Annotated in this window: 8 protein-coding genes and 1 tRNA gene; 4 read left to right on the top strand and 5 right to left on the bottom strand. The window is 72.4% G+C overall.

All coding sequences use genetic code 11. The annotated features are described in order from the left end of the window. Positions 1-23 precede the first annotated feature (23 nt). Positions 24-548: an HNH endonuclease gene (locus ACNTMW_RS31330; protein WP_426637582.1), complete on the bottom strand. Its 525-nt coding sequence runs from the start codon at positions 546-548 to the stop codon at positions 24-26. Positions 549-837: 289 nt separating this feature from the next. Here ACNTMW_RS31330 and ACNTMW_RS31325 point away from each other — a divergent pair, with 289 nt between their 5' ends. From ACNTMW_RS31325 to ACNTMW_RS31315, 3 genes are all read left to right on the top strand, one after another. Beyond that, positions 838-2,013 (top strand): mechanosensitive ion channel family protein, encoded by a 1,176-nt coding sequence (locus ACNTMW_RS31325; RefSeq protein ID WP_426637609.1) that lies wholly within the window; start codon positions 838-840, stop codon positions 2,011-2,013. Between the two features lie 286 nt (positions 2,014-2,299). Further along, on the top strand, positions 2,300-3,661 hold the full coding sequence (locus tag ACNTMW_RS31320) for an MFS transporter (protein ID WP_426637581.1): 1,362 nt from the start codon (positions 2,300-2,302) through the stop codon (positions 3,659-3,661). A 92-nt stretch (positions 3,662-3,753) separates the two neighbouring features. Then, positions 3,754-4,155 carry a globin gene (locus ACNTMW_RS31315; protein WP_426637580.1) on the top strand — a complete coding sequence of 134 codons (402 nt, stop codon included), beginning with the start codon at positions 3,754-3,756 and terminating at the stop codon, positions 4,153-4,155. 220 nt (positions 4,156-4,375) lie between these two features. Here ACNTMW_RS31315 and ACNTMW_RS31310 read toward each other — a convergent pair. Next, positions 4,376-4,451: transfer RNA gene (locus tag ACNTMW_RS31310), tRNA-His, on the bottom strand. Between the two features lie 132 nt (positions 4,452-4,583). Beyond that, on the bottom strand, positions 4,584-5,195 hold the full coding sequence (orn, locus tag ACNTMW_RS31305; RefSeq protein WP_426637579.1) for an oligoribonuclease: 612 nt from the start codon (positions 5,193-5,195) through the stop codon (positions 4,584-4,586). Between the two features lie 158 nt (positions 5,196-5,353). Between orn and ACNTMW_RS31300 the strand changes: the two genes are divergently transcribed. After that, entirely contained in the window at positions 5,354-6,658 is a 1,305-nt protein-coding gene (locus ACNTMW_RS31300; RefSeq protein WP_426637578.1) for a glycosyltransferase 87 family protein, read from the top strand. A gap of 301 nt (positions 6,659-6,959) precedes the next feature. Here ACNTMW_RS31300 and lysX read toward each other — a convergent pair whose 3' ends face one another. Continuing rightward, entirely contained in the window at positions 6,960-10,349 is a 3,390-nt protein-coding gene (lysX, locus tag ACNTMW_RS31295) for a bifunctional lysylphosphatidylglycerol synthetase/lysine--tRNA ligase LysX (RefSeq protein ID WP_426637608.1), read from the bottom strand. 99 nt (positions 10,350-10,448) lie between these two features. After that, entirely contained in the window at positions 10,449-12,440 is a 1,992-nt protein-coding gene (locus ACNTMW_RS31290; RefSeq protein ID WP_426637577.1) for a copper resistance CopC/CopD family protein, read from the bottom strand. Between the last annotated feature and the right edge of the window lie 130 nt (positions 12,441-12,570).

Here is a 12,570-nt window from a genome sequence, read left to right as displayed (position 1 = left end):
ACACCGCGCGGTGCCTACGACCGCTAGGCGACGTCCGGCAGGTCCAGCCAGTCCGACCAGCGTGGGTCGGGCGCCCGGTGGCCGAGCACCCGCCAGGCCGTGCCCTTCGGGGCGGCCGGGGACGCGTGCAGCCGCCAGCCCAGCTCCGCCGGCGTGCGGTCACCCTTGGTGTGGTTGCACTTCGCACAGGCGGCGACGACGTTGTCCCAGGCGTGCGGGCCACCCCGGCTGCGCGGCAGCACGTGGTCGATCGTCTCGGCCGGACCGCGGCAGTAGGCGCAGCGGCCGCCGTCGCGCGCGAACACCGCCCGCCGGGAGAGGCCGATGTGGGTGCGGTAGGGCACCCGCACGTACCGGGTGAGCCGCACCACGGAGGGCACCGGCAGCTCGGCGCGCACACTGTGCAGCACGCCGTCACCGTCGGTGACGCACACCGCCTTGGCGGATAAGACCAGGATCGCGGCCCGTCTGACGGACACGACACACAGCGGCTCGTACGTGGCATTGAGTACCAGGGTGGTGCCGACTGTGAGTCGTATGTCAGGCATCACTGCCGCCCTCCCAGGGTGATACGGTCTCCCGTCCTCGCCTTACCGGTCCTGGCGCCAATCGTCCCCGATAGATCGGCGAATTGCACGCGCTAATCGGGGGGGACGACCGGGTGAAGCTCGCCCCACTCGAACCGTCACGTCCGTGACATCGGGGGGTAGTCGGCCGGCAACGGGTGATTTGCCACCATCTGGGGATCGCCCGCGTCGCTTTCGGCGGGGTACGTGCGGCATCGGAACCCGCCATGCGGTACGAAACTATTCCGTGACCCCCCTCCCCCCGATCACCCTGGCGATCCGGACCGGCTCCGTGCTGGCCGCTCCGGCGCAGACCCCCGAGCCGTCGCCGAGCTGCCCGAACGCCCACGACCTGTGCCAGATCATCTACGACAAGACCGGGCTGTCCTGGCTCGCCGAAGGCAGCTACCTGTTCCTGGTGAAGCCGCTGCGGATCCTGCTGATCGTGGCGCTGGCGGTGCTGGCCCGGGCCATCATCCACCGGACGATCAACCGCCTGGTCCGCACGACGACCAGCGAGTCCTCCCCCGCGCTGCTGCAGCCGCTGCGGGAGAAGGTGCCGGGCGCGCTGCTGCGCGACGCCACCGGCGTGCTGCCCGAGCGGCGCCGGCAGCGGGCCGAGGCGCTCGGCTCGGTACTGCGCAGCGTGGCCTCCGCCGCGATCTTCGTGGTCGCGTTGATGCTCGTCCTCGGCGAGCTCAGCATCAACCTGGCGCCGCTGCTGGCCAGCGCCGGCATCGTCGGCCTCGCCATCGGTTTCGGCGCGCAGAACCTGGTCAAGGACTTCGTGGCCGGCATGTTCATGCTGCTGGAGGACCAGTACGGGGTGGGCGACGTGGTCGACGTGGGCCAGGCCAGCGGCACCGTCGAGGCGGTGGGCCTGCGCATCACCACGATCCGCGACGCCCAGGGCGTGGTCTGGTACATCCGCAACGGCGAGATCGTGCGGGTCGGCAACAAGAGCCAGGGCTGGGCGCAGGTCGTCGTGGACATCCCGGTCGGGTTCGCCGGCGTGCAGGAGGCGACCGAGATCCTGCGCGCCGCGGCGACGCGACTGGCCGACGACCCGCAGTGGGGCGAGGACCTGATCGGGGAGCCGGAGGTGCTCGGTGTGGAGCAGATCACCGCCGACGGCGCAGTCCTGCGGACCACCGTCAAGACCACGTCGGAGTCGCAGTGGCGGGTGGGGCGGGAGCTGCGCCGCCGCCTGACCGACGCGCTGGACGAGGCCGGCATCGCCGAGCGGCTCGGCGCCGGCCGGGTACTGCTGCACCCGGCGTCGAGTACCGGCGTGGAGGTCGGCCCGGCGGGATCGGTCGGGCCGGTGGCACCGGCGGGATCAGCGGGACCGGTCGAGCCGGCAACGCCCGGACCGGCCGACGCGTCCGGCCACACCAAGGGCAACGGCGGGTACCTGGCCGACAGCGGGCTCGGCGGAGCCCCGTAGGCAGCCGGCTGCGGCGCGTAAGCGCGGCGGCCGGCTGCGCGCCGCAGCCGGCTACTCACATGCGCCGTACGAGGATGGCTTTCGGGTCTTTTTGCGATTTGCCGGCGGCAACCTTCGGATGAGGTCTCGCGCGCCGGCCGGTCGTTGGGCTATCGTCCGTTCGTTCAGGTCGATGGCACCATCGCCCTACCGGCCGAGCCAACCGGCCGAGGGACCGACAGTGACGTCGGCCACCACCCCGCACCGACCGGACGCAATGTCCGATCGGATCTTGGAGGACCCACCGGTGTCCGACCCGGATCACAGCGCCGGCCGTCCGGCTACCTTTCGTGAGGTTCTGGCGAGTGGCGAATTCCGGGCGATCTACTTTGCCGGTGCGCTGTCCGTGCTCGGCGACTCGATGGCCCGGGCGGCGGTGACGGCGCTGGTCTACCAGCGCACCCACTCCGTGCTGCTGAGTGGTGCGACGTTCGCGATCAGCTACCTGCCCTGGTTGGGACTGGGCACCGTCCTGGCTGCGCTGGCCGAGCGGTATCCGTACCGGCACACGATGATCGTCTGCGACCTGGCCCGCGTGGTCACCATCGCCCTGATCGCGGTGCCGGGCATGCCGACGGCCGCCCTGCTGGGCCTGCTGTTCCTGACCGCCCTGCTGGACCCGCCGTTCCGGGCCTCCCGCTCGGCGCTCATGCCCCGGGTGCTGCACGGCGACCGGTACGTGCTGTCCCTGTCGCTGTACGAGACGACCGCCCAGGTGGCGATGATTTCGGGCTACCTCGCCGGTGGTGCCGTCGCCGCGTACAGCCCCCGGATGGCGGTGCTGTTCGACGCGGCCACGTTCGGGATCTCGGCGTGCCTCGTCGGCCTGTGGGTGCACCACCGGGAGCCGGCGCTGCGCCCGGAACAGCGCCGGAACCTGCTGCGGGAGACCGCCGAGGGCTTCGCCGTGGTGTTCGGCAACCGGGTGCTGCGGTCGATTGCGATCGTCGTCTTCGCCGGTCTGATGTTCGCGGTCGTCCCGGAGGGCCTGGCCGCCGCCTGGGCCGGCCATCTCACCACGGACCCGCACACCCGGGGCTGGACACAGGGCGTGATCATGTGCAGCGGCCCGACCGGCTTCATCCTGGGCAGCCTCCTGATCAACCGGCTGGTCAGCCTCCCGTCCCGGCAGCGCCTGATCCGCCCGTTCTCGATCATCGCGCCACTCGCCCTGGTCGCCACCCTGGTCGACCCGAACGTCTACGGGGTGGCGCTGATCACGGCGGCCAGCGGGTTCGCGGTCGCGGCGATGCTCCCGTCGGCCAACGGCCTGTTCGTCCAGGCGCTTCCGGACCAGTTCCGGGCGCGGGCGTTCGGGGTGATGATGAGCGGAACGCAGTTGTGCCAGGGCGGCGCGGTGTTCGCGACCGGTGCCCTGGCGAGCCGGTTCGACCTGCCGACCGTGGTCGGCCTCTGGGGCGTGGCCGGCGTCACCCTGCTGGCGCTGGTCGGGATGACCTGGCCGAGCCCTGCCGCTTTCACCCGGGCGGTGGACCGGGCACGGCGCGCCAACGACGGCGTCACCCGGTCCCAGCCGGCCACCGCGGCCGCACCCACCGAGCCATCGGCGGCTTCGACCCCGCCCGCCGAACCGGCCGCGTCGCACTGACCGCCGCGTCGCGCCCCGTGCCCGGCGAGGCGCGTCGGGTACGGGCACACCGGCGGGTCACCGGTCACCGCCGGCACACCTGGCAGAATCGAGTGGTGACGACGCAAGCCGACGCCCCTTCGTTCTACGACCAGGTCGGCGGGGAACCGACGTTCCGCAAGCTGGTCGACGAGTTCTACGCCGGGGTCGCGACCGACCCGCTGCTGCGGCCGCTGTACCCGGAGGAGGACCTCGGGCCGGCCGCGGACCGGCTCGCGCTGTTCCTGATGCAGTACTGGGGCGGCCCGAACACGTACTCGGCCACGCGCGGGCACCCGAGGCTACGGATGCGCCACGCCCCGTTCCGGGTGGGGCCGGCCGAGCGCGACGCCTGGCTGCGCCACATGCGCCGGGCGCTGGACACCCTGGGCCTGCCGGCCGAGCAGGAGACCGAACTCTGGCACTACCTGGCCCGGGCCGCGTACTTCATGGTCAACACGCTCGACGAGGACTGACCGCGCGCCGGTCGAGCCGGGCCACCCCCGCGGGACGGCGTCGGCTCGCGGACGAAGGCGTCACCACACCGCGGACACGGTGTCCCCCCTCGCGGGACGCGGCGTCCAGCGCTGGATGCGACACAGATCTCACCCGGTGCAGACCTCTGCACCGGGTGAGATCTGAAGACGGTTCAGGCCCGACCTCCTGAGGAGGTCGGGCCTGAACCGTCTTACCACGTGGGGTGACTGAAGGGATTTGAACCCTCGACACCCGGGACCACAACCCGGTGCTCTGCCAACTGAGCTACAGCCACCACGTACTGCACCGAAGCGCAGCTTCGACGGAGCACAGCTCCGTCACGCCGACGCGGAGCGATGTCCGCGGCGCCGACCCATGATAGCCATACCGGCCCCCTCCGCGTCGAGCGGGATACCGGCGTGGCGCGTCAGGCCTGCCGGTCGGCGTCGAGCAGCTCGGCGGCGACCGCCTTGGCCGTGTCGACGTCCGGGCCGGGCAGCGGCACGAACACGGTGCGCCGGTAGTACTCCAGCTCGCGCACGCTCTCGCGGATGTCGGCGAGGGCGCGGTGCGCCAGACCCTTCGCCGGCTGGCCGAAGTAGACCCGCGGGTACCACCGCCGGCACAGCTCCTTGATCGAGGAAACGTCGATCATCCGGTAGTGCAGGTGGGCGTCCAGGCGTGGCATGTCGCGCGCCAGGAAGCCCCGGTCGGTGGCGATCGAGTTGCCACACAGCGGCGCGGACTTCGGCTCCGGGACGTGGTTACGGACGTACTCGAGGATGATGTCCTCAGCCTCGCGCATGGTCACCGTGGACGCGCGGACGGCCTCCGTCAGTCCGGAGCGCTGGTGCATCTGCTTCACGACGTCGGCCATGCCGTTCAGCAGGGCGTCGTCGGCGTGGACCACCACGTCGATGCCGTCGTCCAGCAGTTTCAGGTCAGGATCGGTCACCACCACGGCGACCTCGATGAGGGCGTCGTGGGCCAGATCCAGCCCGGTCATCTCACAGTCGATCCAGACCAGAAGATCACTCACGCACTCAGCCTAGTCCGCGCCGCGCCGTTCGCGCGGCAACCCGTAGTGTGATTAACACGCAGGGTCCGCCGCGGCCGCCCACGGCGCCCGAATCGGGCGATCACCCCGGTACACCGATAGAGTGGCCGAGTTCCGGTTGGAGCGAGCTGGGGGCAGTCATGGGAACCACACGCGCCGGACGCGCGCGGGTAGGCCCCCTCCACCTCGGCGCGCTCCTGGTGCTGTGGGGCGCCGCCGCCGTCGCCCACGTCTGGTACGGCAACCGCCACGACTTCTTCGACTTCGGCATCTACTACCGCGCGGTCCGCTGGTGGGCCGACGGGCACGACCTGTACTCCTACAGCCTGCCCGACCCGGTACAGGGCGAGCTCGGGTTCACCTACCCGCCCTTCGCCGCCCTGCTGCTCCGTCCGCTCGCGGCGCTGCCGCTGCACACCGCCCTGCTGGTGTTCGGGGCGGTGTCGGTCGCGGCCCTGGTGGCGGGCGTCTGGTGCCTGGTCGCACCGGTGGCGAACCGGCACGGCTACCCGCCCTGGTTCGGCGTCGCGCTGGCGCTGCCGCTGGTGAGCTGGCTGGAGCCGGTACGGGAGACGTTCACATTCGGGCAGGTGAACTTCATCCTGTTCGGGCTGGTCGTGGTCGACCTGCTGGTGGCCGTGCCCCGGCGGTCCCGGCTGGCCGGCGTCGCCATCGGGCTGGCAGCGGCGATCAAGCTGACCCCCGCCGTCTTCGTGGTCTACCTGCTGCTGACCCGCCGGTGGCGGGCCGCGGCGACCGCGGCCGCCACCGCGGTCGTGGCCACCCTGGTCGGCGCCGGGGCGCTGTGGCGCGACAGCATCCGGTTCTGGACCGAACTGCTGTGGCAGACCGAGCGGATCGGGCACGCCGACCGGCTGGAGAACCAGTCGTTGCAGGGCGCTCTGGCCAGGATGGGCGGCGGCGAGCCCGACCGGCTGGCATGGGCGCTGCTGGTGGGCCTGGTCATCGGGTACGGGCTGTGGCGGGCCCGCCGGGCCGCGCTCGCCGGCGACGAGGTGGCCGGCCTCACCCTGACCGGTCTGGTGAGTTGCGTGGTCAGCCCGGTGACCTGGTCGCACCACCTGCTGTGGTTCGCGCCCGCGCTGGTCGCGCTCGTCGACACGGCCCTCGACCGGGGCCGGCCACGGCACCGGCGGTGGTCCCTGGCGGCGATGACCCTGGTGGTCTACGTCACGACGACGTTCGCGGTGATCAGCTGGTACGACTGGCACGTCGTCGAGCGCTCGGCCGACCGGGGCGTGGCCGGTCTTCTGATCGACAACTGGTACCTGCTGCTGATGCTCGTCCTCCTGGTCACGTTGCCGGTCCGGGCGAGGCCGGACGCCCTTCGGCCGGCGCCGGCGCCGGCGCCGGCCGAAGGGCGGGAGTCCACCACCGACCCGGCGTTACCAGATCGGCCATATAGCACACCACGGAGCAAATAGACAGGACTGTTGCGGATCGTTTGCTCGCATTACCGTGTGGCTTGTCCGAAATGATCCCCACGGACAGTAGAAACGGTACGGACGTACCGTCACATCCGACGGACGGCGCAAACCCCCCGCACCGCACCGCCGGCAACCCATATAGTCACCAGTCCCCCCGGTGACAGTCACCAGTCCCCCCGGTGACGCCAGTGGCCTCCGTCGCGGCGGAGGCCACGGTTGTTTCCGCCGGCGAGCGGGCGCTCCAGCGGCCTGGGGCTGCCTCCGCCGGCCAGCGGGCGTCCCCGCCGGCCGGCTGCGCTCAGGAGGTCGGCTTGACCAGCGGGAACGGCACCGTCTCGCGGATGGTGCGGCCGGTCAGCAGCATGACCAGCCGGTCGATGCCCATTCCCAGCCCGCCGGTCGGCGGCATCGCGTACTCCAGCGTCTGCAGGAAGTCCTCGTCGAGCTCCATCGCCTCCGGGTCGCCCCCGGCGGCGAGCAGTGACTGCGCCGTCAGCCGGCGGCGCTGCTCCACCGGGTCGATCAGCTCCGTGTACGCGGTTCCCAGCTCCATCCCGAACGCGACCAGGTCCCACCGCTCGGCCAGCCGCGGGTCGTCCCGGTGCTCCCGGGTCAGCGGCGACACCTCCGTCGGGAAGTCGGTGTAGAAGGTCGGCGCCTCGGTGCGCGCCTCCACCAGGCGCTCGTACAGCTCCAGCACCACCTGGCCGGCCCCCCAGGACGGCTGCACCGGCACGTGCGCGGCCGCGGCCAGCTCGCGCAGCCGCTCCAGCGGGGTGTCCGGGCCGATCCGCTCCCCCAGCGCCGCCGAGATCGCCTCGTGCACCGGTACCGCCGGCCACTCCCCGCTCAGGTCCACCTCGACGCCTCCGCGCCGGGCGACCGGCTTGCCGTACGCGGCGGTGGCGGCACCGATCACCAGGTCACGGGCCAGCACCCGCATCGAGGTGTAGTCGCCGTACGCCTCGTACGCCTCCAGCATCGTGAACTCGGGGTTGTGGGTGGCGTCCACGCCCTCGTTGCGGAAGTCCCGCCCGAGTTCGAAGACCCGCTCGACCCCGCCCACCGCGAGCCGCTTGAGGTACAGCTCGGGCGCGATCCGCAGGTACAGCCGCATGTCGTAGGCGTTGCTGCGGGTCACGAACGGCCGGGCGTTGGCGCCGCCGTGGATGCGCTGCAGGATCGGTGTCTCCACCTCCAGGTACCCGCGGTCGACCAGCGCGATCCGCACCGCGTGCACCGCGGCGGCCCGTACCCGCAGCATCTCCCGCGCGGCCGGGTTGACGATCAGGTCCAGGTGCCGCTGGCGGACCAGCGTCTCCGGGTCGGCCAGGCCACGGTGCTTGTCCGGCAGCGGGTGCAGGCACTTGGCCGTCAGGGTCCAGCGGTGCGCCCGAACCGTCACCTCGCCGTGCCGGGAGGTGACCACCTCGCCGGTGACCCCGACGTGGTCGCCGAGGTCCACCGACCCCTTCCAGTCGCCGATCGCGTCCCCGGCGAGCAGCACCTGGAGATCACCGGACCAGTCGCGGACCGTGACGAACAGCAGCTTGCCGTGGTCGCGGACCAGGATCACCCGGCCGGCGACCGCGACCCGCTCACCCGTGGCGGTGTCCGGCGCGAGGTGCGCGTACGCCTCGCGTACCGCGCCGCAGGAGTGCGTACGGCCGAAGCCGGGCGGGTACGGGTCGACCCCGGCGCCGCGCAGCGCGTCGAGCTTCGCCAGCCGTACCCGCGTCTGCTCCGGCAGCCGCGCCACCGGCGGCTCCGGCCCCGCGCCGTCGGGGAGCTCGACGCCCGCGGCGAGCCCGTCGACCGCGGCGAGCCCGTAGACGGCGGCCGGGTCGGGGACGGCGTCCTTCGGTTCGGCCGCCGTGACCGCCGGCAGCACCCGCGCCGGCGCGCCCGAGCCCCGGCGCAGCAGCGTACGCAGGCTGGGCACCACGACGAACCCCTCGGCGATACCCGAGGCGAGGCCGACCTTCGCCAGGTCACGGATGTCCTCGAAACACAGGTAGCGCGGCACCCACTGCGGCCGGTACTTGACATTGGAGCGGTACAGCGACTCCAGCTGGAACCAGCGGGAGAAGAACAGCAGGAACCCGCGCCAGGCCCGCAGGATCGGGCCGGCGCCGATCCGGGCACCCTCCTCGAACACCGACCGGAACACCGCGAAGTTCATCGAGATCCGCTCGACCCCGAGTTGCGGCGCCGCGGCGACCAGCTCGGCGACCATGAACTCCATCAGCCCGTTGTCGCTGGCGCGGTCGCGGCGCATCAGGTCCAGCGACAGCCCGGTCGTCCCCCACGGGGTGAACGACAGCAGGGCCGCCTCCCGACCGTCGCCGTCGAGCGCCTCGACCAGCACGCAGCCGCCGTCGGCCGGATCGCCCAGGCGCCCCAGCGCCATCGAGAAGCCACGCTCGGTCTCGGTGTCCCGCCAGCGCGCGGCCAGGTCGATGATGCGCTCCATCTCGTCGGCCGAGATCCGGGAGTGGCGGCGGATCCGGACCGTGTACCCGGCGCGGCGGACCCGGTTGACCGCCTGCCGGACCGGGCGCATGTCCCGGCCCTCCAGCGTGAACCGGCGGACGTCGATGATCGCCTCGTCACCCAGTTCGATCACGCGCAGGCCGGCGCGGGCGTACGCGGTGGCGCCCTCCTCACCGGCCCCCATCACCGCCGGGGTCCAGGCGTACGCCCGGCACATCTCCAGCCACTCGGCGATGGCCGGCCCCCACGCCTCCGGGTCACCGATCGGGTCGCCGCTGGCCAGGCAGACGCTGCCGACGACGCGGTAGGTCACGGCTGCCTTGCCGGTCGGCGAGAACACCACCGACTTGTCCCGGCGGGTGGCGAAGTAGCCCAGCGAGTCCCGCTCGCCGGAGGTGGCCAGCAGCGCGCGTACCCGCAGTTCCTCGTCGGCGGTGAGGATCGCGGCGGCGCGCTGCGACCGGAACAGCACGTACAGGGCGGCGAACAGGGTGATCGCGCCGAACAGGCCGAGCAGCAGGTTCACCCAGCCGGGGGCCCTGCCGTGCCGGGTGATGTCGAAGACGAACGCGCCACCGGTGACCCGCTCGGCGGCGTAGGTGAACTCGTCGAGGCCATCGTCACGCAGCGAGCCGGGGAACGCCTCGACCAGCGCCCACCCGGCCAGTACCGACACCACGAACAGGCTGACCAGCGTGATCAGCGCCTTCGGCAGGCTGGCCCGCTGCACCCGGGCGTAGAACTGCCGGTACGACGCGGCCAGCAGGACCAGCACGGCGACGCTCAGCAGCAGGTTGCCGGCGGCCAGCCACGGCTCGAACGGCCTGAGATCGGCCTCCCGGTACTCCGACGGCGCGGTGCGGATCAGGTCGTACACCGCGAACACCAGGAGGTCGGAGACGATCTGGAGACCGAACCCGACCACCAGCATCCAGAACGCCACCCGCTTACGGTGGGCCACCGCGACCGCCAGCACCGCGATGAAGGCGGCGTAGCCGAGGTTGGCCGGGGCCGGTACGAGCAACTCGTCGACGGCCACCCGGACCCACTGCACCCGGTGGTGGAACGCCGCGCTGACCGCCGCGACGGCGCACAGGGCGGCCAGAACGGTCAGCGCACCGGCGAACACCGGTGGTACGCGCTCCTGCCAGCTCCGTCGGACCGCCGCGCCACGCCCGGCCGTTCCCCGCACCATGGCTTCAGCCACCACATCCCCCTACCTACCCGCTGTCGAGCCCCAAGATAGGCCGGTGGCGAGATCGTCCGCCGGCGGTGGGCACCCTTGCCCGGTGCGCTAACGGATCGGAACGTCGGCGACGACGGTCGCCGCGTCGATGTCGGTCGTCCGCAGCGTGATCCGCAGCTGCCAGGTGCCGGGCGTGGAGAACAGGGCCTGCGCCAGCGCATGGTTGTCGGCGATCGGCAGCACCGCGACGTCGGCCGGTTCGATGCCCTGGGCGGGCAGCTCGGCGGTGGCCTTCCACTCCTTGACCTGGATCGGGGACCCGTCGGGCGAGTAGGCGTACAGGTGGATCGTGTTGGGCCCGGTCCGCTTGGGTTCGAGCTGGACCTGCAGCGAGTACAGCTTCGTGGTGAGCGTGGCGGTGTACTCGCTGTCGGCCCGGCTGTCGGCCTGCTCCAGGGTGGCCCGGGCCGGCGTGGTCTGCACCAGGACCGAGGTCAGGACCAGGACGGCCACGGTACCGACCAGTTCCAGCAGCACCGACCGGCGCAGCCGCCGCCGCGTCCACTGGTCGCCGCCCGCGTCGTCCTCGCTCCGCCCGCCCTCGTCCGGCTCGTCGTCGCCTTCGTCGGCCAGCTCACCGGCCGTCCCGTCGTCGGCCTGCTCGCCGTCGGCCCTGTCCGCGCGGCCTTCGCCGTCGTCGGCCCCGTCAGCCGCGTCGTCGACCGATGGGACGACCCGGACGACCGCCCGGCGGCCGGCCCCTTCGGTGGACCCGACCGCCGCGACGGTCGCCACCCGAGCGTCCGCGGTCAGCTCGTCGGCGGTCTCCCCGTCAGCGGCCTCCCCGTCGGCGGCCTCCCCGTCGGCGGCCTCGTCGTCCGCGTCACCGGCCCCGGCGGTGGTCGGCCGCAGCGACAGCCGCCTCGAGTACGCGGCGACCACGAGTACCACGGCCAGCAGCCCGACCTTGGCCAGCAGCAGACGGCCGTACGTGGTGCCGTACAGCCCGCGCAGCGAGCCCAGCGACACCAGCGCCTGCGCCGTGCCGGCGACGACGAGGACGGTCACCGCGGTCATCGCCCATCGCGACCACACCGGCAGGATCGCGGCCAGCTCACGGGCGTTGGCCCGGCGCAGCAGGAACCCGAACAGGATGATCAGGCCGCCGATCCAGACGGCCATGGCGCCCAGGTGGGCGGCGTCGGCGACGGTGGTCAGCACCGGCACCGAGCTGGCCGCCGGGTGGCCGGAGACCGGCCAGGTGGCCAGCCCGACCACCGCGAGGATCCCGACGAGGGCGCGGTCGGTCCAGGCGGTCCGGCCCTCCACCCCGGCCGGCCGGTTGACGAACAGCGGCAGCAGCACCATGAGCGCGGCGATGACGCCGATGCGGACCAGGTGCGCGGCGCCGTACTGGCTGTTGAACACCGCTTCCAGATCGGCCGCGCTGGCCCCGAACACACCGGTCCCGGCGTGGTATGGCGCCTGCAGGTACTGCTCGGCCAGGCTCGACACGGTGACCAGGCCGACGCCGATCTTGACCAGCCGCAGCGGGCCGCGCCGCGACAGCCGCCGCGGCCACAGCAGGGCCAGGAACAGCGCCGGGCCCGTCACCATCGCCAGCCCGGCGTACCCGACGTAGCGGGCGCCCGCCAGCGACGTGGTGACCAGCGGGTCGCTCGGCGTCTCCGTGGTGATCTCGATCGGGGCGTTCGCCGACGGCGCCCCGATGGAGAACGGGATGCTGCCCGAGATCGGGTGGCTGTCGGCGGAGATGACCCGGTAGCTGATCAGGTAGCTGCCGCGGTCGGTCGTCTGCTTCATCGGGATGCGCAGCCGCGTGCCCTCGGTGCTCGGCTCGCCCCGCTCCACCCGGCGGCCGTCCGGGCCGATGATGTGGTTCTTCTGCGGCACGATGCGCACCGGCTCACTGAAGGTCAGCACGACCTCGGAGGGTGAGGTCGCCAGGACCGTCCCGGCCTGCGGCTCGCTCTGCAGCAGCGCGGCGTGCGCGCTCGCCGGGGCGGCCGGCGCGACGAGAACGGCGAACAACCCGACGAGCAGTCCCGCCAGCGCGGCGAGGGCACGACAACGTGTCATGCGCCCCATGCTTCCTGCCCAGTTCGCGGCCGTCACTCCGCTCCGGTCCTCGTTCATGTGCCAGATAGTCGCTCGGACCCTCCGGAACGTTCCCCGCAGCCGGCTGAGCACGGGAGATATCACCGTACAC

Origin of the sequence: Planosporangium spinosum (assembly GCF_049999945.1) — a bacterium.
In the GTDB taxonomy this organism is placed as follows: Bacteria; Actinomycetota; Actinomycetes; order Mycobacteriales; family Micromonosporaceae; genus Planosporangium; species Planosporangium spinosum.
The sequence above is the reverse complement of the archived record's forward strand: the minus strand, read 5'-3'. Positions and strand labels throughout refer to the sequence as shown.